This window comes from Pseudomonas sp. JAI115, assembly GCF_014200835.1.
In the GTDB taxonomy this organism is placed as follows: domain Bacteria; phylum Pseudomonadota; class Gammaproteobacteria; order Pseudomonadales; family Pseudomonadaceae; genus Aquipseudomonas; species Aquipseudomonas putida_A.
Genome location: NZ_JACHCY010000017.1, coordinates 94,557 through 118,298, shown reverse-complemented (window position 1 = coordinate 118,298; position 23,742 = coordinate 94,557). Strand labels below are relative to the sequence as shown.

The following is a 23,742-nucleotide window of genomic DNA, read 5'->3' as shown; positions in this document are numbered from 1 at the left end:
ATGCGTAGCCCGCTGATTGCTGCCGCCCTTGGCCTGTTTTTGTTGGCCGATGTGGCCCAGGCACACACCCTGGTAGCCACCAGTAACATCATCGTTCGTGCCTCCCAGCGCACCATCGATTTCACCTCCGATACCACGACGTCGATTCGCGATTCGAAAATCATCCGCGAAGCCCACGACGATGCGGCCAGCTTCGTTGCCACCAACGGCGATATCCGCGGTGCGCACCTGGAAGCCGCCCTCAACACCTTGCGCACGCGCGTGCCGGAGGCCCGCGACGCCAGTGATCAGGTGCTCGCCGAAGCCATCCTCGCCCTGTGAAGTCAATCGGCGCCTGGCTACTGGCCGGGGCGTTGTTGCTGCTTGGCAACAGCGCCCACGCCAGCCTGCAATTGCGGCTCAAGACCGACGGCCTGAGCCCCGCTCAGCAGCAGGCCAGCCAGGCGCTGCTCGATGAAGCCATGCACAAGTTGCCACCCAGCTTCGTCGAACAACTGGACCGGCGCATCGATGTCGGCTGGACCGACGACATGCCCGGTAACGCCTACGGCCAGGCGACCCTGGTTGCCGAGCTCGACCTGAACCGCAAACTGCTCGCCGGCCTCACCGACGGCAGCGCGGCCAACGAGAAAACCAATCGCCCCCACGGCACGGTGCGTCAGGAACTGCTGGCAACGGTGCTGCACGAACTCACCCACATTTACGATCGCGCGCGTCTGTGGCCCGCCGCCGAACGCACGCTGATCCAGCGCTGCACTCGCCGCAGCAACAGCGCCGGCCTGGTCGGCATTCCCGACGAGTGCCGAGGCCAGACCGAGCGCCGCTTTACCCTCAGCGATGATCCACGTCTGCTAGATCTCGCCGGCTGGCAACAGTACGTCGGGCGCCGCGGCGAGCGTGAACAGCACAACCGTCAGGTGGCCCGCAGTCCGGACCTGTATGAGATCTCCAGTCCGAAAGAGTTTGTCGCGGTCAACATGGAGTATTTCCTCCTCGACCCGAGCTACGCGTGTCGCCGTCCGGCGCTCTATCGCTACTACAAGGAGCGCTTCGGCTGGGCACCACCGGCCAAGGACACCTGCAGCAATACCTTCGCCTTTCTCAACGCCGGCAACGACTTCGCCAAACAGCCCTTGGGCCAGGTCGACCCGGAGCGGGTGTACGCCGTCGATTATCTGCTGGCAGAAGCCAACCAGAACTGGGTCAGCCGCTGGGGCCACAGCATGTTGCGTCTGGTGATCTGTGCGCCGGGCCGACCACGTGGCCCGGATTGCCGGCTCGATCTGGACCAGCATCTGGTGCTGTCCTACCGCGCCTTTGTCGGTGATGTGCAGCTGTCGAGTTGGGACGGCCTGGTCGGCAAGTACCCGTCGCGGTTGTTCGTGCTGCCACTGGCCCAAGTGATCGACGAATACACCAAGACCGAACTGCGCAGCCTCGCTTCAGTGCCGCTGAATCTGTCGCGCACGGAGATTGAAGAGGTGGTCGAACACGCCGCCGAGATGCACTGGAGTTACGACGGCAACTACTTCTTCCTGTCCAACAACTGCGCCGTGGAAAGCCTCAAGCTGTTGCGCAGCGGCAGCAATAACAAGCAACTGATTGGCCTGGACAGCATCATGCCCAACGGTTTGCTGGAAGTGCTCAAAGGCCGTGGCCTGGCCGACACCAGCGTGCTCGACAATCCCAAGGAAGCGCTGCGCCTGGGTTATCGCTTCGACTCGTTCCGCGATCGCTATCAGGCGATGTTCGATGTGTTGAAAAAGCAGCTGCCGATCAAGCAAACCAGCGTCGAAGATTGGCTATCGCTGTCTGCCGAGGAACGTCGCCAGTGGTTCGAACGTGCAGACCTGCGCACCAGCGCTGCATTGCTCCTGCTGGAACAGGCGAGCTATCGCCGTCAGTTGCTGCTGGCCCAGGACGAGGTCAAGCAGCGTTACCTCGGCGCTCGGGAGCTGGAAAACGGCGGCATGGACAAGGCCAACGCCACCCTGCAGGAAATTCTCGCCAACAGCGGCTTCCTCAGTCGTCCGGCGGAACTGCTCGACAGCCGCGGCTACGGGCTGCCGCAACCGAGCGAGTTCAAGCGCCTGCAAGACGAAAGCGCCCAACGCCAGAAACAACTACTGGCGCTGAGCGGCGATCTGGACAAGGAAGTGCGCAAGTTGCTGGAACCCAAGCGAGCGGCCGAAATTGCCGCCAGCGAAGCCAACGTGAAGCAGATCGGCGAGCATCTACGCAAACTGCACAAGGCGTCCGGCGGACTGGAATTGCCCTGAAAGCAAAAGATCGCAGCCTGCGGCAGCTCCTACAGAGATAAATGTAGGAGCTGCCGCAGGCTGCGATCTTTTTATTGCCTGTAAATCAGTACAAAACACCATCCAGAATTTCGTAAACGATCCCGGTACCCACTGCGATCAGCACGATATCGCCCCCAGCGCGGCGCCATTCATAACCCGGATACACCGGCAAACGACTCAGTGCCCGACCGTCCAGCCGCTCGCCGTAATAACCGTGCGGCAACGGCCGGCCACGTTCCAGACGAATGCCCGGCGGTGGCGGTGCACCGCGCACGAAGTAGCCATGATTGTCGCGAATAGTCTGGCGCACCGGGCCGAAATCGCGCGGCGGGCCGCCACGGTGGTCATTCTGCGGGCCACGGTGATCGTCACCGCGGTTATCGTAGTGGCCCTGCTGCGGGCCGCCGTGGTCATGATCATCGCGTGGATCGGCGCTGGCCAGCAGCGGCGTCGCGCTGAGCATCAGCACACCCAGTCCGGCAATCAGACGTTTCGGCATTTTCATCAAGTCTTCCTCACTGCACCAACAGCAAAAAGGGATTCAGAACGTGGTTCTGAATCCCTCGGTCTTGCTCAATTAGGCCGTGGTGTGAGGCGCTAATTCCTCTGTATCAGGAACTTTACCTTCAGTTGACGCGGGCCTGACGCACGCCTTCGGACAGCGCCTTGCACAGACCCAGCACACCATCGACAGCCTGGGCCGGCGTGGTCGCATTGGCGATGTGATCGATCAGTGCCGAACCCACCACCACCCCGTCCGCCAAACGAGCGATGGACGCCGCCTGCTCCGGAGTCCGGATACCGAAACCGATGCTGATCGGCAGGTCAGTGTGGCGACGCAAACGGGTGACCGCCTCTTCGACGTGTTCCAGAGTCGCCGCACCGGCACCGGTCACACCGGCCACCGACACGTAGTAAACGAAGCCCGAGCTGCCATTGAGCACTTTCGGCAGACGCGCATCATCAGTGGTCGGGGTGGTCAGGCGGATGAAGTCCAGACCCGCGGCCTGTGCCGGGTCGCACAGTTCATTGTTGTGCTCTGGCGGCATGTCGACCACGATCAGGCCGTCGACGCCCGCGTCTTTGGCGTCAGCGATGAAACGTTCAACGCCATACATGTGGATCGGGTTGAAGTAGCCCATCAGCACCAGCGGCGTGTCGCTGTTGCCTTCGCGGAACTCGCGAACCATTTGCAGGCTTTTCGTCAGATTCTGCTTGGCGCCCAAGGCACGGATGTTCGCCAGTTGAATCGCCGGGCCGTCGGCCATCGGGTCGGTGAACGGCATGCCCAACTCGATCACGTCGGCGCCAGCGCCGGGCAAACCTTTGAGGATCGCCAGCGAGGTGTCGTAGTCCGGATCACCGGCGGTGACGAAGGTCACCAGCGCGGCGCGATTCTGTTGCTTGAGGTCGGCAAAACGGGTTTGCAGGCGGCTCATCAGTGTTTCTCCTGCTTCGACTGTTCCATGTGATGCATGACGGTCTGCATGTCTTTGTCGCCACGGCCGGAGAGGTTGACCACCATCAGGTGATCCTTCGGCAGTTTCGGTGCGCGTTTGAACACTTCAGCCAACGCATGGGCGCTTTCCAGCGCCGGGATGATGCCTTCGAGGCGGCAGCACTGGTGGAACGCAGCGAGGGCTTCGTCGTCGGTGACCGAGGTGTACTGGACGCGGCCGATGTCATGCAACCAGGCGTGCTCAGGGCCGATGCCGGGATAGTCGAGGCCGGCGGAAATCGAGTGGGCGTCGATGATCTGGCCATCGTCGTCCTGCAGCAGGAAGGTACGGTTGCCGTGCAGCACACCCGGTACGCCGCCATTGAGGCTCGCCGCGTGCTTGCCGGTTTCGATGCCGTAACCGGCCGCTTCAACCCCGATGATTTCGACGCTTTGATCATCGAGGAACGGGTGGAACAGGCCCATGGCGTTGGAGCCGCCCCCGATGCACGCCACCAGACTGTCCGGCAGACGACCTTCCTGAGCTTGCAACTGCTCGCGGGTCTCCTTGCCGATCACTGCCTGGAAGTCGCGCACCATGGCGGGATACGGGTGCGGGCCGGCCACGGTGCCGATCAGGTAGAAGGTGCTGTCGACGTTTGTCACCCAGTCACGCAGCGCTTCGTTCATCGCGTCTTTCAGGGTGCCGGTGCCGGCCACCACCGGAATCACTTCGGCGCCCAGCAGCTTCATGCGGAACACGTTGGCCTGCTGACGTTCGATGTCCGTGGTGCCCATGTAGATCACGCAGTCCAGACCGAAACGTGCGGCCACGGTGGCAGTCGCAACGCCGTGCATGCCGGCACCGGTCTCGGCGATGATGCGTTTCTTGCCCATGCGCCGCGCCAGCAGGATCTGGCCGATGCAATTGTTGATCTTGTGCGCGCCGGTGTGGTTCAGCTCTTCGCGTTTGAGGTAGATCTTCGCGCCGCCGCAGAACTCGGTCAGACGCTCGGCGAAGTACAGCGGGCTCGGACGACCGACATAGTCACGCTGGAAGTAGGCCAGCTCTTCCTTGAACGCCGGATCTTCCTTGGCCGCTTCGTATTCGCGGGCCAGATCGAGGATCAACGGCATCAGGGTTTCCGCCACGTAGCGGCCGCCGAACGCGCCGAACAGGCCGTTATCGTCAGGGCCGCTGCGCAGGTTGGAGGTGTTCGAAGTCTGGGTCATGATGTGCTCCAGGTGAATTCGGGTGAGAAGACAATGGCGTCCACTCTACCCCTGACCTTCCAGGCTGAAAACCGATAAGATCGCCACAACCTGTCAGGAAAACTCACAGATACCATGAGCCACGACCTTCCCCCGTTGAACGCCTTGCGCGCGTTCGAAGCCACCGCCCGGCTTAACAGCGTCAGTCAGGCGGCCGAACAGCTGCACGTCACTCATGGTGCAGTCAGCCGTCAGCTCAAAGTGCTCGAAGAGCATCTTGGCGTGAGCCTGTTCGTCAAGGATGGTCGCGGCTTGAAACTCACAGATGCCGGTGTTCGTCTGCGAGATGCCAGCGGTGAGGCCTTCGATCGCTTGCGCAGTGTGTGTGCCGAGCTGACGCAAAGCACCGCTGGCGCGCCGTTCGTGCTCGGCTGCTCCGGCAGTCTGTTGGCGCGCTGGTTCATCCCACGCCTGGGGCGGCTCAACGCCGATCTGCCGGACTTGCGTCTGCACTTGTCAGCCGGTGAAGGTGATCTCGACCCGCGGCGCCCTGGACTCGATGCGTTGCTGTTGTTCGCCGAGCCGCCATGGCCGGCAGACATGCAGGTCTACGAACTGGCCGCAGAACGCATCGGCCCGGTGATGAGCCCGCTGTTCAGTGGCTACCAACGCCTGCAAGCGGCGCCGGCGTCAGCCTTGCTCAGCGAGCCGCTGCTGCACACCACATCGCGCCCGCAAGCCTGGCCGAGTTGGGCACAGCAAAATCACCTCGACGCCAAGGCGTTGAAGTTGGGGCAAGGTTTTGAGCATTTGTATTATCTGCTGGAAGCCGCAGTGGCCGGACTCGGCGTGGCAATCGCGCCAGAGCCGCTGGTGGCCGAAGACTTGAAGGCCGGTCGCCTGGTTGCGCCGTGGGGCTTTTGCGAAACCCCGGCGCAACTGGCGTTGTGGCTACCCAAGCGCGCCGCAGATGGACGCGCCCGGCAACTGGCGCAGTGGCTCAAGAACGAGCTGCGCCAGACGGATCACTCGCCGCGCTTGAACAGCAAATAAGCGGCGAGCAGACCGATTGCACCGACCGCCACACCGGCGGTGGTCCAAGGGTGTTCCTGAGCGTAATCGCGGGTGGCGATGCCGGTCTCGCGGGTTTTCACTTTGACTTCTTCATAGGCATCGCTGAGCAGGCTGCGTGAATGTTTCAGCGCGCTTTCGGCGTTGCTTTTGAGCGCCTTCAGGGTCTTGCGCGACTCGTCGGATGCGTCGTCCTTCAGGCTTTCCAACGATTTGAGCAGACTCTCGATCTCGGCTTCCATGCTTTGCAACGAGGCTTTACGTAAAGAGGTGTTGGCCATGGTGGCTCTCCTGCATTGGTGATGAGTGGCGTGTGTTGGTTGGGACTTCAGCGGTTTGAGAAAGTGCAGAAAATCTGAACTTCGCTTGCGCCGCGGCACCGAAATCCACAGAGCAGATTGACTGCTAGTCTCAATTCCACACGTCAATTGCAAACGCCAAGGAGATCGCCATGAGTGACCATCACACGTACAAGAAAGTCGAGCTGGTCGGCTCGTCCACCAGCAGCATCGAAGACGCCATCAACAACGCGTTGGCCGAAGCCAACAAGAGCATCAAACATCTGGAATGGTTTGAAGTGGTCGAGACCCGCGGCCACATCAAGGACGGCAAGGCTGCGCATTTCCAGGTAACCCTCAAAGTCGGCTTCCGCATTGCCAGCAGCTGAGTTTGGGCTACGCTTCTGAACTTGCGCGCTGGCCGAGTGCCATAGGAATGGCAAAGCGCTACAAGGTGAGTGCATCGGGAGACCTGATGCCCGCCTCTTTTAATCCGACCAGGGAGTGCGACCGATGAAGAAGTTCATATTGGCAGTAGGTTTGTTGAGCCTTGCGGGTGGCGCGTTTGCTGCTGGCAAGCCTTGTGAAGAGCTGAAAGGCGAGATTGCAGCGAAGCTGGATGCCAAGGGCGTTGCAGGGTATTCGCTGGAGGTTGTCGACAAGGGAGCCAATGGCGGAAAAGTTGTGGGCACCTGTGAAGGCGGCACCAAGGAAATCGTCTACAAACGCGGGTGATCGCGATTGAAATGCAAAAGCCGACGCGAAGGCGTCGGCTTTTTTGTGGGCCACTGGTTCCCAATGTGGGAGCGGGCTTGCTCGCGAAAGCGTTATGTCAGCCGACCTCCAGGGTGTCTGACACTCCGTCTTCGCGAGCAAGCCCGCTCCCACAGAAGCCGTATTCCAGAGTCAGCCCTTCATGACTTGGGCCAGCAATTCATAGGAGTGCAGACGATCGGCATGCTCATACAGATCGCAGGTGAAAATCAGCTCATCGGCCTGCGTCTGCTCGACCAGCACCTCCAGCTTCGCGCGGATCTTCTGCGGGCTGCCGACCATCGCCAGGCCGAGGAAATCCCCCACCGCCTCACGCTCATGGGGCAGCCACAGGCCGTCCATGGTTTTCACCGGCGGACGCTGCACCAGACTCTGCCCACGCATAAGCGCGAGAATTCGCTGGTACACCGAGGTCGCCAGGTAGTCAGCCTGCTCATCGGTATCCGCCGCCACCAGCGGCACACCGAGCATCACATAAGGCTTGTCGAGTACCGCTGACGGCTTGAAGTGGTTGCGATAGACGCGAATCGCCTCGTGCATGAAACGCGGGGCGAAGTGCGAGGCGAAGGCGTAGGGCAACCCGCGCTCACCGGCCAGTTGTGCGCTGAACAGGCTGGAACCAAGCAACCAGATCGGCACGTTGGTACCGGTGCCGGGCATGGCGATCACCCGTTGGTCCGGGGTACGCGGGCCGAGGAAGCGCGCCAGCTCGGCAACGTCTTCCGGGAAGTCATCGGCACTGCCGGAGCGCTCACGACGCAGAGCGCGGGCGGTCATCTGGTCGGAGCCGGGCGCGCGGCCCAAACCCAGATCGATGCGTCCCGGATACAGGCTTTCGAGAGTGCCGAACTGCTCGGCGATCACCAGCGGCGCGTGGTTCGGCAGCATCACCCCGCCGGAGCCGACACGAATCGTCGAGGTACCGCCGGCCAGGTATCCCAGCAACACCGAGGTGGCAGAACTGGCGATGCCGTCCATGTTGTGGTGTTCGGCCACCCAGAAGCGGGTATAGCCGAGTTTCTCGACATGCTGTGCCAGATCCAGCGAGTTGCGCAGCGATTGCGCCGGGCTACCATTCTCGCGCACGGGCACCAGATCAAGGGTGGAAAACTTTACGTCGGACAGTTGCTTCATAAACCTGCGTCTCCGAATGAGGAGGCAGGTTTTTCTTGCGAACGAAAACCTGCCCAATCCATAAGCGTGTTTTATGCAATGAGGGCATATACCCGAGTTTCAATAGCCGCGATGAAATTTCCTACTAAAAAAGTCAACGATTCAGCCGGGCTGAACTTTGTCCCGACGTCTATCCTCAGAAGCCTTGCAAGTAAAAACCACGACGGCGCGGCGTTCCGCGCCAGATCTTGAGGAGGCAGACATGGCTATCGTGAAGAAAGCATCCGCACATTGGGCAGGCGATCTGAAAACCGGCATCGGCTCGATCTCCACTGAAACCGGTGTCCTCAGAGAAGCCCCCTACGGCTTCAAGGCACGCTTCGAAGGCGGCAAGGGCACCAACCCGGAAGAACTGATCGGCGCGGCGCATGCCGGCTGTTTTTCCATGGCGTTTTCGATGATTCTCGGTGATGTGGGCCTGAAGGCCGAGAGCATCGACACCCAGGCTGAAGTCACCTTGGATCAGGTCGAGGGTGGCTTTGCCATCACCGCGATCAAGCTGATCCTCAAGGCGAAGATCCCGGGCGCTACTCAGGCGCAGTTTGAAGAGCTGAGCAACAAGGCCAAGGAAGGGTGCCCGGTGTCCAAGGTACTGAATGCGAAGATTACCCTTGAGGCTTCGCTGGTTAGCTGAATCGGCGCTGACTGACCCACTCGCGAGCAGGCTCGCTCCCACATTGGAATGCACTTCAAATGTGGGAGCGAGCCTGCTCGCGAATGTAATCCACAAATCAGCGCCGTTATTGAAGATGTGAGCGAAGTCAGAACCTGCCCCGCAAAAATATGGTCGAATAAGTGACAGCAGCTTCAGCGCACGCCCGTGCGCGCTGCATCAGGGAGCTTCATCTATGAAACGTATTGGCTTGGCGATTCTTTGCAGTGCACTGGCCACAACGGTTCTCGCCGCACCGAAAGACTGCGAGGAATTGAAGAAAGAGATCGAAGTAAAGATCCAGGCGAATGCAGTGCCGTCCTACACACTGGAAATTGTCAGCAAGGAAGAGGCCGACAAGCACGACGTGGCGATGGTTGTCGGCACCTGCGAAAACGGCACAAAAGCGATCGTCTACCAGAAGAACGACATCTGACAGTCCGCTCAAGGCACGCAGTTGATCTGGCGCTCTTCGGCAACTATCTGCCCTTGGCGATTGATCAACCGAGCACTCGGCGTGAACGCCAGCGACCGGGCTTCAAGTCGGTAACGTTGCCCGGCTTCGAAATGATCGTAGCGCACGGTCATGTAGCACAGGCGTTCCTGCGGGTCGGTGTCCAAGCCCTGGCTGCCACCGAAGATCTCGAAATCGAAGCGCACCGTCAGCTCATGACTGCCCGGCGCGACCTGGAAAAAGCGCCCGTCCCGCAGGCGCACGTTGTCCAGCCGTTCAGCCATCAGCACTTTACCGCCGGGTGTCGGCATCGAAAAATCGACCCAGGCCTTGCCGGGATCGGCTGCCGGCATCGGGCTCTGGCAGCCAGCAAGCAGACTTGCAGCGAGCAACAACGTCAACTTGTGCATGATCAATGTCCCGTGATTTGGACATCCAGCATAATCCCGATCAGGTTTTCTGGCAGCCTGCGGGTGTGCCCTGCCCTACGACTTTGCGCTGTTCATCATAAAGCCTGGCCCATGGCCGAAAACCGATGCTGCCGGCTTGCAACTGATAGCGCTGACCGGCGTTGAAGTCCTTGAATTTCACCTTCAACTGACAATCGCGCCACAGCGGTTCGGCGTCGGGGCCGATGTTGGTGGCTTCGACCGGAAACTGATAACGCACCTTCAACTCATGGCTGCCGGGCTGCACTTCGAAATAACGTTTGTCGACAGTTGCCTTGTCATCGACTTTCAGCGCTTGCAACGCCGTGTCCTGTTGCCGGGCATCGAGATCAATCCAGGCTTGCGAGGGGTCAGGATCGGGCATTCCGAATCCGGCACAACCGGCCAGCGTCAGCAGGCCTCCTGTCAGCAACAACATGCGCATAGCGAAGCTCCAAATGGCGGGATAGTCTTGCGAGCAGACTTTCCAAAGGATTTTTATTTTGAGCAGGCCGCTTCCAAGCCATGGGTTACTTGATCGCGTTTTTCGGATTTTGTTTCCGGGGGTGATGTTTTTGTTGCTCAACGGTTGTTCCAGCGTCAGCTATTACAGCCAGTTGGCCAGCGGTCAGTTGCAGTTGTTGCGCGCGCGTGAGCCGGTGGCCAAGGTGATTGCCGACCCAAGCCGCGATGCAACCCTGCGCACGCACCTGACCCAGTCGCAAAAGGCCCGGGACTTCGCCAGCGAACAGCTGCACCTGCCGGACAACCAGAGCTATCGGCTGTACGCCGACATCGGCCGGCCGTATGTGGTGTGGAACGTGTTCGCCACCCCGGAGTTTTCCCTGACCCCGAAGAACCATTGCTTCCCGATCGCCGGTTGCGTGGCCTATCGCGGCTACTACAGCCAGAGCGCTGCCCGGGGCGAAGCGGCGATTCAGCGCCTGCAAGGCATGGACGTGGCGATTGGCGGCGTCGAGGCCTATTCAACCCTCGGCTGGTTCAATGACCCGATCCTCAATTCGATGATGGGCTGGGGCGATGAGCGCCTGGCCACGCTGATCTTTCATGAACTGGCGCATCAGCGCTTCTATGTGAAAGACGACACCGAGTTCAATGAGTCCTTTGCCACGTTTGTCGAGCAGGAAGGCACCCGCCAGTGGCGGGCGTTTCGTGGCCTGCCGCCGGACACCGATGCCAGGCTCAAGCAGCGCGATCAGTTCATCGAACTGGTGCTGGAAACGCGCTCGCGCCTGGAAAAGCTCTACGCTCAGCCGCTGCCAGCCGAGCAGATGCGCGAACGCAAAGCGGCGACGTTCGAGCAGTTACGCCGCGAATATCGATTGATGCGCGACCGCCAGTGGGCCGGGGACAAGCGTTACGACGCCTGGGTGAATATGCCGCTGAACAATGCTCGATTGCTGCCGTTCGGGCTGTATGACCAGTGGGTGCCGGCGTTTGCGGCACTGTTCAGGCAGGTTGGGGGGGATTGGGTGCGGTTTTATGTTGAGGTTGAGAAGCTGGGCGGGCTACCTGTCGCGGAGCGTAAGGCGGCACTAAGAGCGCTGGCAGAATCCTGATTTCGCATTGGCTGAACTGGCCTCTTCGCGAGCAGGCTCGCTCCCACATTGAAGCGGGGTGCAACAAAAATCCCCCGTGGGAGCGAGCCTGCTCGCGAAAGCAATTTCATCAGCGCCGCAAAAACGCCTGATGCAACTCAGCCAAAGTCTCAAAGTGATAAGCCGGCGCTTCGGCACTCAACTCTTCAAAACTGCCAAACCCATAACCCACCGCCGCCGCGTCCACGCCGTTGCTGCGCGCGCCGATCAGATCATGCTTGCGGTCGCCGATCATCAGCGTATTGGCCGGATCCAGCCCTTCTTCGGCGATCAGGTGCGCAATCAGCTCGACCTTGTTGGTCCGCGTGCCATCCAGCTCACTGCCGTAGATCACCTTGAAGTGTTTGGCGAAGTCGAAGTGCCGGGCGATTTCCCGGGCGAATTCCCAAGGTTTGGAGGTCGCGATGTACAGCTGCCGCCCCTGGCCGCTCAGGGTTTCCAGCAACGGCGTGACGCCGCCGAACACACGGTTCTCGTACAGGCCGGTGACCTTGAAGCGCTCACGATAGAAATTTACCGCCTCCCAGGCCTTGGCCTCGTCGAAGCCATAAAACTGCATGAACGCCTGCAACAGCGGCGGGCCGATGAAGTGTTCGAGTTTGCTCAGGTCCGGCTCGTCGATGCCGAGTTTGCTCAAAGCGAACTGGATGGAACGGGTGATGCCCTCACGCGGGTCGGTCAGGGTGCCATCGAGGTCGAACAGTACGGTCTGGTAGTGCATGAGAAATCCTGAGCAGGTGTAGGTCGATTCAGAGCTGGTCGTAGCCTTCGGCCAGATGCAGGTCCTTGAGCTTCACGTAGTTCGCCGCGCTGTAGGTGAAGAAGGCTTGTTCCTTGTCGGTCAGCGGGCGGATCTGCTTCACCGGGCTGCCCACGTAGAGGAAACCGCTTTCCAGGCGCTTGCCCGGCGGCACCAGGCTGCCGGCGCCGATGATCACATCGTCCTCGACCACCGCGCCGTCCATGACGATGCTGCCCATACCGATCAGCACACGGCTGCCAACGCTGCAGCCATGCAGCATGACCTTGTGGGCGATGGTCACGTCATCGCCGATCAGCAGCGGGAAACCATCCGGGTTGAACGGGCCGGCGTGGGTGATGTGCAGCACGCAGCCGTCCTGCACGCTGGTGCGCGCGCCGATACGGATGCGGTGCATGTCGCCACGGATCACGGTCAGCGGCCACACGGAGCTGTCTTCGCCGATTTCGACGTCGCCGATCACCACCGCGGAGGCGTCGACAAACGCGCCCTTGCCGAGTTGCGGGGTGTGATTCTGGTACTTGCGAACGGGCACGATAAGTTCTCTCTCTGTCGCCGATAGCTGCGGTGAGTGTCGATTGTAATTAAGATGGGCGCATGTTTCTTCCAGCCAAGGTGCCAACCGTGAGCGTGAACAACCCTCTTCTGCAGTCCTACGACCTGCCGCCGTTCTCCACGATCCGTGCCGAACACGTGCTGCCAGCCATCGAAACGATCCTGGCCGACAACCGCGCCGCCATCGCCGAAATTCTCAAGACCCAAGGCCAGAACCCGACCTGGGCCGGCCTGGTACTGGCGATGGACGAACTCAACGATCGCCTCGGCGCTGCCTGGAGCCCGGTCAGCCACCTCAATGCCGTGTGCAACAGCGCCGAACTGCGCGAAGCCTACGAGTCGTGCCTGCCGGCCCTGAGCGCCTACTCCACCGAGATGGGCCAGAACCGCGAGCTGTTCCAGGCCTATGAAGCGCTGGCCAACAGCCCGGAAGCCGCCGGTTTCGACGTTGCGCAAAAAACCATTCTGGAACACGCCCTGCGCGATTTCCGTCTGTCGGGTATCGACCTGCCGGAAGCCGAACAGAAGCGCTACGCCGAAGTGCAGAGCAAGCTGTCCGAGCTGGGCAGCCGCTTCTCCAACCAGTTGCTCGACGCCACGCAAGCCTGGACCAAGCACATCACCGACGAAGCCGCCCTCGCCGGCCTGACCGATTCGGCCAAGGCGCAAATGGCTGCCGCCGCGCAGGCCAAAAGTCTCGATGGCTGGCTGATCACCCTGGAATTCCCGAGCTACTACGCGGTGATGACCTACGCCCAGGACCGCAAGCTGCGCGAAGAAGTCTACGCCGCCTACTGCACCCGTGCGTCGGATCAAGGTCCGAACGCCGGGCAGAACGACAACGGCCCGGTCATGGAAGAGATCCTCGACCTGCGTCAGGAACTGGCAAAACTCTTGGGCTTCGCCAGTTTCTCCGAGCTGAGCCTGGCCACGAAAATGGCCGAGTCCAGCGATCAGGTGCTGAGCTTCCTGCGCGACCTGGCCAAACGCAGCAAGCCGTTCGCTGCGCAGGATCTGCAGCAGCTGCGCGCCTACGCCGCCGAACAGGGCTGCGCCGATCTGCAAAGCTGGGACAGCGGTTTCTACGGGGAAAAACTCCGCGAGCAGCGCTACAGCGTCGCTCAGGAAACCCTGCGTGCGTACTTCCCGATCGATAAAGTTCTCAGCGGTCTGTTCGCTATCGTCCAGCGTCTGTACGGCATCGAAATCGCCGAGCTGAAAGGCTTCGACACCTGGCACCCGGACGTGCGCCTGTTCGAAATCAAGGAAAACGGCCAGCACGTCGGGCGCTTCTTCTTCGACCTCTACGCCCGCGCCAACAAGCGTGGCGGTGCGTGGATGGACGGCGCCCGCGACCGTCGCCGCACCGTCGACGGCGTGCTGCAAAGCCCGGTGGCCAACCTGGTGTGCAACTTCACCCCGGCAGACAGCGGCAAGCCTGCGCTGCTGACCCACGATGAAGTGACCACCCTGTTCCACGAATTCGGTCACGGCCTGCATCACCTGCTGACCCGCGTTGATCACGCCGGTGTTTCCGGGATCAACGGCGTGGCGTGGGATGCGGTCGAGCTGCCAAGCCAGTTCATGGAAAACTGGTGCTGGGAGCCGGAAGGCCTGGCGCTGATCTCCGGTCACTACGAAACCGGCGAGCCGCTGCCGCAAGACCTGCTGGAGAAAATGCTCGCAGCGAAGAACTTCCAGTCCGGCCTGATGATGGTGCGGCAGCTGGAATTCTCGCTGTTCGACTTCGAACTGCACGCCACCCATGGTGACGGCCGCAGCGTGGCGCAAGTGCTGGAAGGCGTGCGCGACGAGGTGTCGGTGATGCGTCCACCGGCGTACAACCGCTTCCCCAACAGCTTCGCGCACATCTTCGCCGGCGGTTACGCGGCGGGCTATTACAGCTACAAGTGGGCGGAAGTGCTGTCGGCGGATGCCTTCTCCAAATTCGAAGAGGATGGCGTGCTCAACGCCGAAACCGGTCGCGCCTTCCGCGAAGCGATTCTGGCGCGTGGCGGTTCGCAGGCCCCGATGGTGCTGTTCGTCGACTTCCGTGGCCGTGAGCCATCGATTGACGCACTCTTGCGCCATAGCGGCCTGAGTGAGGACGCAGCAGCATGAGTGAGGCACCTGTGATTACCAAGAAGCGCTTTATCGCCGGGGCTGTCTGCCCGGCGTGCAGCGAGCCGGACAAACTGATGATGTGGAACGAGGACAGCGTGCCGCACCGTGAGTGTGTGGCCTGCGGTTACTCGGATACATTGAACGAGCAAGGGCTGTCGGTTCCGAAGGAACTGGGCACGCGGGTCAATACCAGCGCGCTCAAGCCGGCGCCGGACAAGACCGTCCAGGCCGTGCAGTTCTTTCCGAATCCGAAGCTGAAGAAAAAGTCCGAAGACTGAGCCGGCGCATGACCCTCCACGGTGCAATGCCGTGGAGGGTGCGGCTTACTTGAGGTTGACCGACTGGAACCAGCTCTTCATCGAGCAGGTGGCAAAGGCACTGGTGCTGCAGTCGCCGTTGGCCAGCGCGGTGCGCAGCTTGTCGACATCGGCCTGCATCACGTAGCGCACGCCATCCTTGAAATGGCCGCTTTCACCAAAACCGCCCTGCGTCATTTCGTTCAGCGCGTCTTCCTTGCTCCAGCCCTGCACCACGATCCGGTACATCGCCGCCATCAGGCCGGTGCGGTCGGAGCCATGTTTGCAATGCATCAGCACCGGGCCATTGGCTTCGGCAGCCTGAATCGCGCGCAGCGTCTTGAGCACATCGGCGTCATCGACATGGTTGGTGCGATAAGGCAGTTGCACTTGATTGATGCCCGGCTCCGACAGCCAGCTGCTGTCAGCTTCCGGCAGGAAGTTGATCACCGTCGCCACTTTCAGGTTCTTCAGCAACGGCACTGCGCCGCCATCCGGCAAGGCGCTGCGGTAGAGGGTTGGCGACATCTGGAACAGGTTGTACTGCACTTCAACCGGTTGCGCCCACTCCGGCGGACGCGATGTTGCAGCGGCGTCAGCCTGGGCCGGCATCAAGTGCAACAAGGCAACAAGCGACAAACACAAAGCAAGGAAAAGGCGCACTCGAGACATGCTGGGCTGACCGTATCGGAATTCATCAATGAAAGGCCTCGCAGCTTCCACGTCTGACGGTCAAAGCCCTGTGAGGCACTTGTCAAAGAATCGTGAATCCGTGCGATTTCATTGAGCACTCAGGTAAAAAAACCGCAGCTTTTTCCGCTGAATCGGTTCAACCCGATGCATAGCCTGCTACCATTTGTCACACGATGTTGCAGGCGTCCCCCTTTTCCCGGTCAACCACCGGGCCACGCCGCGACGAAAAAATGCTCACGCCGTTCGCAGAAACGGCGGACAACCATCAATGCCTGATGAGGTGCACCCCCATGTCTGACGCAGATCGAGACAACCCGCGGCGTGAGTTCTTGCGCAAATCCCTGACCCTGATTCCCGTGGTCACCCTCGCCGGTAGCGGTCTGGGCAGCAGCGTGTTGCAAGCGGCGCCTGAAGCGGCCCCGTCGACGCCCGCAGCAACACCGGCCAAAGCTGACGCCAGCGCTTATCAGCCGAGCTATTTCACCGCCGAGGAATGGGCCTTCATCAACGCCGCCGTGGCACACCTGATTCCCAACGACGAGCAAGGCCCGGGTGCCCTGGAAGCCGGCGTGCCGGAATACATCGACCGCCAGATGAACACCTCGTACGCCGCCGGTGCCCTGTGGTACATGCAAGGTCCGTTCAACGCCGACGCTGCGCCGGAGATGGGCTGGCAGAGCAAACTGGTGCCAAAAGAGATCTATCGCCTGGGCATCGCTGCCACGGATCAGTGGGCAAAATCCCTCAACGGTAAAACATTTGCTGAGCAAGACAGCGCTACCCGAGAAGATTTGCTCAAGCAGCTCGAAGCCGGCAAACCACAGTTCGATGCGGTTCCAGCGAAGATTTTCTTCAGCCTGCTGCTGCAAAACACCAAGGAAGGGTTCTTCTGCGACCCGATCCACGGCGGCAATAAAGGCATGGTCGGCTGGACCATGATCGGCTTCCCCGGCGCCCGCGCCGATTTCATGGATTGGGTGGAACGCAACGAGCAATACCCCTTCCCGGCAGTTTCGATTCGCGGCGAGAGGGCTTGAGCATGGCAACCGTAATGAAGAAGGTCGACGCAGTGATCGTCGGTTTCGGCTGGACTGGCGCGATCATGGCCAAGGAGCTGACCGAAGCCGGGCTCAACGTGCTGGCGCTGGAGCGCGGGCCGATGCAGGACACCTACCCCGACGGCAACTATCCACAGGTGATCGACGAACTCACCTACAGCGTGCGCAAAAAACTCTTTCAGGACATCTCGAAAGAAACCGTCACCATCCGCCACAGCGTCAACGACATCGCCCTGCCGAACCGCCAGTTGGGTGCGTTTCTGCCGGGCAATGGCGTCGGCGGCGCCGGTTTGCACTGGTCGGGCGTGCACTTTCGCGTCGATCCGATCGAGCTACGCATGCGCAGCCACTACGAAGAGCGTTACGGCAAAAGTTTTATCCCCAAGGACATGACCATCCAGGACTTCGGCGTCAGCTATGAAGAGCTGGAGCCGTTCTTCGATTTCGCCGAAAAGGTCTTCGGCACCTCCGGCCAGGCCTGGACCGTGAAGGGCCAACTGGTCGGTCAGGGCAAGGGCGGTAACCCTTACGCACCGGATCGCTCCAATCCGTTCCCGCTGGAAGCGCAGAAGAACACCGTTTCCGCACAACTGTTCGGCAAAGCGGCGACAGAGGTCGGTTACAAACCCTACAACCTGCCCTCCGCGAATACCTCAGGCCCGTACACCAATCCCTACGGCGCACAGATGGGCCCGTGCAACTTCTGCGGGTTCTGCAGCGGTTACGTTTGCTACATGTACTCCAAGGCCTCGCCGAACGTAAACATTCTGCCGGCGCTCAAGCCACTGCCGAATTTCGAGCTGCGGCCCAACTCGCATGTGCTGCGGGTCAACCTCGACAGCACCAAGTCCAAGGCCACCGGCGTGACGTACATCGACGGCCAGGGCCGCGAGATCGAGCAACCGGCGGATCTGGTGATCCTCGGCGCCTTCCAGCTGCACAACGTGCGCCTGATGCTGCTCTCGGGCATCGGCAAGCCGTACGACCCGATCAGCGGCGAAGGCGTGGTCGGGCGTAACTTCGCCTACCAGAACATGGCGACCATCAAGGCGTTCTTCGACAAGGACACCCACACCAACAACTTCATCGGTGCCGGCGGCAACGGTGTGGCGCTGGATGACTTCAACGCCGACAACTTCGATCACGGCCCGCACGGCTTCGTCGGCGGCTCGCCAATGTGGGTCAACCAGGCGGGCAGCCGGCCGATTGCCGGCACCTCGAACCCGCCCGGCACCCCGGCCTGGGGCAGCCAGTGGAAACGCGCGACCGCCGATTACTACACCCACCAGGTGTCGATGGATGCCCACGGCGCGCATCAGTCCTACCGTGGCAACTACCTCGATCTGGATCCGGTGTATCGCGATGCCTACGGCTTGCCGCTGCTGCGCATGACCTTCGACTGGCAGGAAAACGACATCAAGATGAACCGCTTCATGGTCGAGAAAATGGGCAAGGTCGCTCAAGCCATGGGCCCGAAAGCCATCGCGGTGATCGGCAAGCAGGTCGGTGATCATTTCAACACCGCGGCCTACCAGACCACCCACCTCAACGGTGGCGCAATCATGGGTACCGATCCGAAGAAGAGTGCCCTGAACCGTTACCTGCAGAGCTGGGACGTGCACAACGTGTTCGTGCCAGGTGCGTCGGCGTTCCCGCAAGGCTTGGGTTACAACCCGACCGGGCTGGTGGCGGCGTTGACCTACTGGTCGGCCAAGGCGATCCGCGAGCAGTACCTGAAAAACCCCGGCCCGCTGGTTCAGGCATAAGGAGCGATGACCATGAAAAATCTCGTTATCGCCACCCTGGCCCTGCTCGGCAGTGCTGCCGTGCACGCAGCCGACGTCGATCAAACGTTGATCAAACAAGGCGAATATCTCGCCCGCGCGGGTGACTGCGTGGCCTGCCACACCGCCAAGGGCGGCAAGCCGTTCGCCGGCGGCCTGCCGATGGAAACGCCGATCGGCACGATCTACTCGACCAACATCACCCCGGACAAAACCGGTGTCGGCGATTACAGCTTTGAGGACTTCGACAAAGCCGTGCGCCATGGCGTGGCGAAAAACGGCAGTACCTTGTACCCGGCGATGCCGTATCCGTCCTACGCCCGTGTCAGCGAAACCGACATGCAGGCGCTGTACGCCTACTTCATGCACGGTGTCGAACCGGTGGCGCAGGAGAACAAGGCCAGCGACATCCCATGGCCGCTGAGCATGCGCTGGCCGCTGATGGGCTGGCGCTGGCTGTTCGCGCCGAAGGTCGAGGACTACAAGGCCACCTCGGATGATCCGGTGATTGATCGCGGCGCCTACCTGGTCGAAGGCCTCGGCCATTGCGGCGCCTGCCATACGCCACGGGCCCTGACCATGCAGGAAAAATCCCTGAGCGCGGCGGACGGCAAGAACTTCCTCGCCGGCAGTGCGCCGCTGGAAGGCTGGATCGCCAAAAGTCTGCGCGGTGATCACAAGGATGGCCTGGGCAGCTGGAGCGAAGCGCAGCTGGTGCAGTTCCTCAAGACCGGCCGCAGCGACCGCAGTGCAGTGTTCGGCGGCATGAGCGATGTGGTCACCCACAGCATGCAATACATGACCGACGCCGACCTGACCGCGATCGCCCGCTACCTCAAGTCGCTGCCGGCAGTTGATCCAAACGATCAGCCGCACCAGTACGACGAGAAAGCGGCCAAAGCCCTGTGGAACGGCGACGACAGCCAGCGCGGCGCAGCGGTGTACATCGACAACTGCGCGGCCTGCCACCGTACCGACGGCCATGGCTACACCCGGGTGTTCCCAGCGCTGGCGGGCAATCCGGTGCTGCAATCGGAAGACCCGACCTCGCTGATCCACATCGTGCTCAAGGGCGGTACCTTGCCGGCGACGCACACGGCACCCTCGACCTTCACCATGCCGGGTTTCGCCTGGCGGTTGTCGGATCAGGAAGTGGCGGATGTGGTGAGTTTCATCCGTGGCAGCTGGGGCAACAAAGGTGCGCCGGTGAAAGCCGCTGACGTCGCCGAGTTGCGTAAGGAGGATATGAAGCACACCTCCGGCGATGACCTCGGTCAGGTCACGCAACACAACTGACCAGTCGCCCGACGGCACTAGCCAGATGAGCAACGCCCCGATACTGTATATACACACAGTATCGGGGCGTTTTCATGTCTACTCCATTGCCACCACGGGGCCGCGGCACCGCGACCAACCCGCACAACCGCTTTGCGCCGAACCGTTCGGTGGCCGAGGACGACGGCTGGTATCAGGAAGTGCCCGAAACGCAGAACACCGAGGTGATGATCGAAACCGCGAAAACCATCATCACCCGCAACACCTCGCCAGACCTGCCCTTCGATCGCTCAATCAACCCCTATCGCGGCTGCGAGCACGGTTGCATCTATTGCTACGCGCGACCCAGCCACGCCTATTGGGACATGTCGCCGGGGCTGGATTTCGAAACTCGGCTGATCGCCAAGACCAACGCCGCCCAGGTGCTTGAGGAACAGTTGAGCAAACGCGGTTACCAATGCGCGCCGATCAATCTTGGCTCCAACACCGATCCGTATCAGCCTATCGAGCGCGAGCACAGGATTACCCGGCAGACCCTCGAAGTACTGCTGCGCTACCGGCACCCGGTGACCATCGTTACCAAGGGTTCGCTGATTCTGCGCGACCTCGACCTGCTCACCGAGCTGGCGCAGCAACGGCTGGTGGCGGTGATGATCAGCCTGACCACGCTGGACGATGAACTCAAACGCATCCTCGAACCCCGTGCCGCTGCACCGAAAGCACGGCTGCGGGCGATCCGGGTGATGCGCGAAGCAGGCATTCCGGTGGGGGTGCTGTGTTCGCCGATGATCCCGATGATCAACGACAGCGAAATCGAAAGCCTGCTGACCGAAGCCCATGCGGCTGGTGCGCAAAGCGCCGCGTACATGATGCTGCGCCTGCCGCTGGAAGTGGCGCCGTTGTTCGAGGAATGGTTGCAGGCGCACTATCCGCAGCGCGCGGCCCATGTCCTGAGCCTGATCCGCCAGAGCCGAGGTGGTGAGCTCTACGACAGGCGGTTCGGTGCGCGGATGCGCGGCGAGGGGCCGTTCGCCGACCTGCTCGCGCAACGTTTCGCCAAAGCCATTAAACGTCTCGGTTTAAACCACCGTGAGGGCTATAACCTGGACTGCACGGCCTTCTGTCCGCCGGGTCGCCAGATGTCGTTGATTTAGCGACAATTGCCTATGGTTGCCGGGTTGGAATCCTTCCGTCGAAATGCCTCAGTCACGTTTTTTGTGACCTGGAACACACGTTCTAGAGCGCTCGATTCAGTTTGAGTTAAGTTTCGGCGGCTACCTTGTTCATCGAGTGACTGACGGGTCTGGATGACCCGGATGTTTTAAACAGCCACTGGCTTCATACCGGAATACACGGGAACGACTCCCCGAATCCGCCAAAGAGGATGAATCATGAGTGACAAGGATAAACAGCCGTTGGCTGCGTCGGCGCAAGCCGTCCCTGGGGCGGAATCCGCCGATGCAGCGTTGCGTACGATCGTTGACGGCTTTTTGCATTTTCATCATGAGGTCTTCCCGCAGCAGGAAGAACTCTTCAAGAAACTCGCCACGGCGCAATCGCCACGGGCAATGTTCATCACCTGCGCCGACTCGCGCATCGTGCCCGAGCTGATCACCCAGAGTTCGCCGGGCGATCTGTTCGTGACCCGTAACGTCGGCAACGTCGTGCCGCCTTACGGCCAGATGAACGGCGGCGTTTCCACCGCCATCGAATACGCGGTGCTGGCACTGGGCGTGCAGCACATCATCATCTGCGGCCACTCCGATTGCGGTGCCATGCGTGCGGTACTCAACCCGGACAGCCTGGAAAAAATGCCGACGGTCAAAGCCTGGTTGCGCCACGCCGAAGTGGCAAAAACCATGGTGCACGAAAACTGTAATTGCACCGACGAAAAAGAAAGCATGCCGATCCTCACCGAGGAGAACGTCATCGCCCAACTGCAGCACTTGCGTACCCATCCTTCGGTAGCCTCACGCATGGCGAACGGTCAACTGTTCATCCATGGCTGGGTCTACAACATCGAAACCAGCGAAATCAAGGCTTACGACGCGGATCAGGGACGCTTCCTGCCGCTCGACGGCAGCCATCCGATTCCGGTGGCGACGCCCAAAGCGCGCTTCTAAATCCTCCTAAAAATCTGTGTGGCTTGATGCCGGCCGCTGTTTCAGCGGTTCGGCGAAGCCATGCCTGAAGAAAACTTCGGGAGAGTCACCATGCGTGCTGCTCAATTGAAAGCGGTGTTGCCACGGGAGCTGCTGGCTTCGGTGGTTGTGTTTCTGGTCGCGCTGCCGTTGTGCATGGGCATTGCGATCGCTTCCGGGTTGCCGCCGGCCAAAGGTCTGATCACCGGGATCATCGGCGGTCTGGTGGTGGGTTGGCTGGCAGGCTCGCCGTTGCAGGTCAGCGGGCCGGCGGCGGGTCTGGCAGTGCTGGTATTCGAGCTGGTGCGCCAGCACGGGATCGAGATGCTCGGGCCGATTCTGTTGCTCGCCGGTTTCCTGCAACTGGTGGCCGGGCGCCTGAAGCTCGGGTGCTGGTTTCGGGTGACGGCGCCAGCGGTGGTCTACGGCATGCTCGCCGGGATCGGCGTGCTGATCGTTCTGTCGCAGGTGCATGTGATGCTCGATGCCAAGCCACAACCGTCCGGGCTGGATAACTTAACGGCGTTCCCCGGCGCGGTGGCGCAAGCCTTGCCGTCGTTCGGCTGGCAGGCCGGCTTGCTCGGGTTGGCGACCATTGCGGTGATGTGGCTGTGGGAGAAATTTCGCCCGCATTCGCTGCGCTTCATTCCCGGTGCGCTGCTCGGCGTCGGTCTGGCCACGGGCGCCAGCCTGCTGTTGGCGTTGCAGGTAAAAAGGGTCGAGGTGCCGGAGAATCTGGCCGAAGCCATTGACTGGCTGAAACCGGCGGACTTGCTCAGCCTCGCTGATCCCACCCTGCTGATTGCGGCTTTTGCCGTGGCGTTCATCGCCAGCGCCGAAACGTTGTTGTCCGCTGCTGCGGTGGATCGCATGCACAACGGCGTGCGCTCGGATTTCGACCGTGAGCTGTCGGCGCAAGGTGTCGGCAACATGCTCTGCGGTCTGCTCGGGGCACTGCCGATGACCGGGGTGATCGTGCGCAGCTCGGCCAACGTCCAGGCCGGTGCAACCACCCGATACTCGACGATCTTCCATGGTCTGTGGCTGCTGGCGTTCGTGCTGTTGCTGTCAAGCGTGCTGCAAAGCATTCCGGTGGCGAGTCTGGCGGGGGTGCTGGTGTACACCGGGTTCAAACTGGTGGACCTCAAAGCGTTTCGCGGTCTGGGCCGTTACGGGCGGATGCCGATGTTCACCTATGCCGCCACGGCGCTGGCGATCATCTTCACCGACCTGCTGACCGGGGTGTTGATCGGTTTCGGCCTGACGATGTTGAAACTGGCGTTCAAGGCTTCGCGATTGAAGATCAGCCTGATCGATCTGCCGCAGGACGGCGAGATGGAGTTGCGTCTGATCGGTGCGGCGACATTCCTCAAAGTGCCGGCGTTGACGCAAGTGCTGGGCAGTATTCCGCAAGGCACGACGGTGCATGTGCCGCTCAATAACCTGAGCTACATCGACCATTCGTGTCTGGAGTTGCTGGAGGAATGGGGCCGGGCGAATGCGGCGAAGGGCTCGAAGCTGTTGATTGAGTCGCGTGGGTTGAAGCGACGGTTGGAGGGGCGGGTTCGGACCAATACCGGGATCGGTGCGGCCGGCTAAAAAACCCGTTGTGCATACAAACCCTGTGGGAGCGAGCCTGCTCGCGAAAGCGATGTAT

General features: G+C 61.1%; 26 protein-coding genes. 16 read left to right on the top strand and 10 right to left on the bottom strand.

The features are described 5' to 3' along the window. Both HDC30_RS25710 and HDC30_RS25705 read left to right on the top strand, forming a co-directional pair. Positions 1–321 (top strand): DUF2388 domain-containing protein, encoded by a 321-nt coding sequence (locus HDC30_RS25710; RefSeq protein ID WP_007911662.1) that lies wholly within the window; start codon positions 1–3, stop codon positions 319–321. Continuing rightward, the gene (locus HDC30_RS25705; RefSeq protein WP_183785689.1) at positions 318–2,279 is read left to right on the top strand and encodes a DUF4105 domain-containing protein; all 1,962 of its coding nucleotides are present in this window, start codon (positions 318–320) and stop codon (positions 2,277–2,279) included. Before HDC30_RS25710 ends, HDC30_RS25705 begins: the two co-directional genes overlap by 4 nt. Before the next feature lie 85 nt (positions 2,280–2,364). Here HDC30_RS25705 and HDC30_RS25700 read toward each other — a convergent pair whose 3' ends face one another. The 3 genes from HDC30_RS25700 to trpB form a co-directional block, all read right to left on the bottom strand. Continuing rightward, positions 2,365–2,805 carry an anti-virulence regulator CigR family protein gene (locus HDC30_RS25700; protein WP_166495087.1) on the bottom strand — a complete coding sequence of 147 codons (441 nt, stop codon included), beginning with the start codon at positions 2,803–2,805 and terminating at the stop codon, positions 2,365–2,367. Positions 2,806–2,926: 121 nt separating this feature from the next. After that, positions 2,927–3,739: a tryptophan synthase subunit alpha gene (trpA, locus tag HDC30_RS25695; RefSeq protein ID WP_183785687.1), complete on the bottom strand. Its 813-nt coding sequence runs from the start codon at positions 3,737–3,739 to the stop codon at positions 2,927–2,929. Then, positions 3,739–4,971 carry a tryptophan synthase subunit beta gene (trpB, locus tag HDC30_RS25690; RefSeq protein ID WP_041074734.1) on the bottom strand — a complete coding sequence of 411 codons (1,233 nt, stop codon included), beginning with the start codon at positions 4,969–4,971 and terminating at the stop codon, positions 3,739–3,741. The genes trpA and trpB overlap by 1 nt, the downstream gene beginning before the upstream one ends. 114 nt (positions 4,972–5,085) lie before the next feature. Here trpB and HDC30_RS25685 point away from each other — a divergent pair, with 114 nt between their 5' ends. Further along, complete coding sequence (locus HDC30_RS25685; protein WP_183785685.1) at positions 5,086–6,003, top strand: LysR family transcriptional regulator; 918 nt, start codon at positions 5,086–5,088, stop codon at positions 6,001–6,003. On the opposite strand, the gene HDC30_RS25680 is transcribed toward HDC30_RS25685, so the two are convergent. Beyond that, positions 5,976–6,302 (bottom strand): YqjD family protein, encoded by a 327-nt coding sequence (locus HDC30_RS25680; RefSeq protein ID WP_003220391.1) that lies wholly within the window; start codon positions 6,300–6,302, stop codon positions 5,976–5,978. The genes HDC30_RS25685 and HDC30_RS25680 overlap by 28 nt on opposite strands. Before the next feature lie 170 nt (positions 6,303–6,472). Between HDC30_RS25680 and HDC30_RS25675 the strand changes: the two genes are divergently transcribed. Together HDC30_RS25675 and HDC30_RS25670 are read left to right on the top strand one after the other, a co-directional pair. After that, the gene (locus HDC30_RS25675; protein WP_027610201.1) at positions 6,473–6,688 is read left to right on the top strand and encodes a dodecin; all 216 of its coding nucleotides are present in this window, start codon (positions 6,473–6,475) and stop codon (positions 6,686–6,688) included. A 124-nt stretch (positions 6,689–6,812) separates the two neighbouring features. Then, a complete protein-coding gene (locus HDC30_RS25670; RefSeq protein ID WP_027610202.1) occupies positions 6,813–7,034 on the top strand; it encodes a DUF1161 domain-containing protein in 222 nt (73 codons plus the stop codon). A 171-nt stretch (positions 7,035–7,205) separates the two neighbouring features. On the opposite strand, the gene HDC30_RS25665 is transcribed toward HDC30_RS25670, so the two are convergent. Next, positions 7,206–8,207: an LLM class flavin-dependent oxidoreductase gene (locus HDC30_RS25665; protein WP_027610203.1), complete on the bottom strand. Its 1,002-nt coding sequence runs from the start codon at positions 8,205–8,207 to the stop codon at positions 7,206–7,208. A gap of 241 nt (positions 8,208–8,448) precedes the next feature. Between HDC30_RS25665 and HDC30_RS25660 the strand changes: the two genes are divergently transcribed. Then, complete coding sequence (locus HDC30_RS25660; RefSeq protein WP_183785683.1) at positions 8,449–8,880, top strand: OsmC family protein; 432 nt, start codon at positions 8,449–8,451, stop codon at positions 8,878–8,880. Positions 8,881–9,094: 214 nt separating this feature from the next. Then, a complete protein-coding gene (locus HDC30_RS25655; RefSeq protein WP_027610205.1) occupies positions 9,095–9,334 on the top strand; it encodes a DUF1161 domain-containing protein in 240 nt (79 codons plus the stop codon). Positions 9,335–9,342: 8 nt separating this feature from the next. Here the strand turns inward: HDC30_RS25655 and HDC30_RS25650 are convergent, their stop codons facing one another. Further along, positions 9,343–9,762: a hypothetical protein gene (locus HDC30_RS25650; RefSeq protein WP_183785681.1), complete on the bottom strand. Its 420-nt coding sequence runs from the start codon at positions 9,760–9,762 to the stop codon at positions 9,343–9,345. Between the two features lie 40 nt (positions 9,763–9,802). Continuing rightward, a complete protein-coding gene (locus tag HDC30_RS25645; protein ID WP_027610207.1) occupies positions 9,803–10,225 on the bottom strand; it encodes a hypothetical protein in 423 nt (140 codons plus the stop codon). Between the two features lie 58 nt (positions 10,226–10,283). Here HDC30_RS25645 and HDC30_RS25640 point away from each other — a divergent pair, with 58 nt between their 5' ends. Next, positions 10,284–11,360 carry an aminopeptidase gene (locus HDC30_RS25640; RefSeq protein ID WP_183785679.1) on the top strand — a complete coding sequence of 359 codons (1,077 nt, stop codon included), beginning with the start codon at positions 10,284–10,286 and terminating at the stop codon, positions 11,358–11,360. 109 nt (positions 11,361–11,469) lie between these two features. Here the strand turns inward: HDC30_RS25640 and HDC30_RS25635 are convergent, their stop codons facing one another. Together HDC30_RS25635 and HDC30_RS25630 are read right to left on the bottom strand one after the other, a co-directional pair. Then, positions 11,470–12,120: an HAD family hydrolase gene (locus tag HDC30_RS25635; RefSeq protein ID WP_183785677.1), complete on the bottom strand. Its 651-nt coding sequence runs from the start codon at positions 12,118–12,120 to the stop codon at positions 11,470–11,472. Between the two features lie 28 nt (positions 12,121–12,148). Continuing rightward, positions 12,149–12,694: a gamma carbonic anhydrase family protein gene (locus tag HDC30_RS25630; protein ID WP_003220373.1), complete on the bottom strand. Its 546-nt coding sequence runs from the start codon at positions 12,692–12,694 to the stop codon at positions 12,149–12,151. Positions 12,695–12,756: 62 nt separating this feature from the next. On the opposite strand from HDC30_RS25630, the gene prlC reads away from it, so the two are divergent. Both prlC and HDC30_RS25620 read left to right on the top strand, forming a co-directional pair. Continuing rightward, entirely contained in the window at positions 12,757–14,835 is a 2,079-nt protein-coding gene (gene prlC / locus HDC30_RS25625; protein ID WP_183785676.1) for an oligopeptidase A, read from the top strand. Then, positions 14,832–15,116 (top strand): YheV family putative zinc ribbon protein, encoded by a 285-nt coding sequence (locus HDC30_RS25620; RefSeq protein WP_007962808.1) that lies wholly within the window; start codon positions 14,832–14,834, stop codon positions 15,114–15,116. The genes prlC and HDC30_RS25620 overlap by 4 nt, the downstream gene beginning before the upstream one ends. A gap of 45 nt (positions 15,117–15,161) precedes the next feature. Here HDC30_RS25620 and HDC30_RS25615 read toward each other — a convergent pair whose 3' ends face one another. After that, complete coding sequence (locus tag HDC30_RS25615; protein ID WP_096797308.1) at positions 15,162–15,806, bottom strand: dual specificity protein phosphatase family protein; 645 nt, start codon at positions 15,804–15,806, stop codon at positions 15,162–15,164. Positions 15,807–16,117: 311 nt separating this feature from the next. Between HDC30_RS25615 and HDC30_RS25610 the strand changes: the two genes are divergently transcribed. From HDC30_RS25610 to HDC30_RS25585, 6 genes are all read left to right on the top strand, one after another. After that, entirely contained in the window at positions 16,118–16,864 is a 747-nt protein-coding gene (locus HDC30_RS25610; RefSeq protein ID WP_183785674.1) for a gluconate 2-dehydrogenase subunit 3 family protein, read from the top strand. Positions 16,865–16,866: 2 nt separating this feature from the next. After that, positions 16,867–18,651, top strand: coding sequence for a GMC family oxidoreductase (locus tag HDC30_RS25605; RefSeq protein ID WP_047597066.1), 1,785 nt, complete (start codon positions 16,867–16,869; stop codon positions 18,649–18,651). A 12-nt stretch (positions 18,652–18,663) separates the two neighbouring features. Further along, the gene (locus tag HDC30_RS25600) at positions 18,664–19,965 is read left to right on the top strand and encodes a cytochrome c (RefSeq protein WP_183785672.1); all 1,302 of its coding nucleotides are present in this window, start codon (positions 18,664–18,666) and stop codon (positions 19,963–19,965) included. A 74-nt stretch (positions 19,966–20,039) separates the two neighbouring features. After that, positions 20,040–21,098 (top strand): PA0069 family radical SAM protein, encoded by a 1,059-nt coding sequence (locus tag HDC30_RS25595; protein ID WP_183785670.1) that lies wholly within the window; start codon positions 20,040–20,042, stop codon positions 21,096–21,098. 237 nt (positions 21,099–21,335) lie between these two features. Next, a complete protein-coding gene (locus HDC30_RS25590; RefSeq protein ID WP_098966495.1) occupies positions 21,336–22,067 on the top strand; it encodes a carbonic anhydrase in 732 nt (243 codons plus the stop codon). Between the two features lie 90 nt (positions 22,068–22,157). Then, positions 22,158–23,684 (top strand): SulP family inorganic anion transporter, encoded by a 1,527-nt coding sequence (locus HDC30_RS25585; protein WP_135294670.1) that lies wholly within the window; start codon positions 22,158–22,160, stop codon positions 23,682–23,684. Positions 23,685–23,742 lie beyond the last annotated feature (58 nt).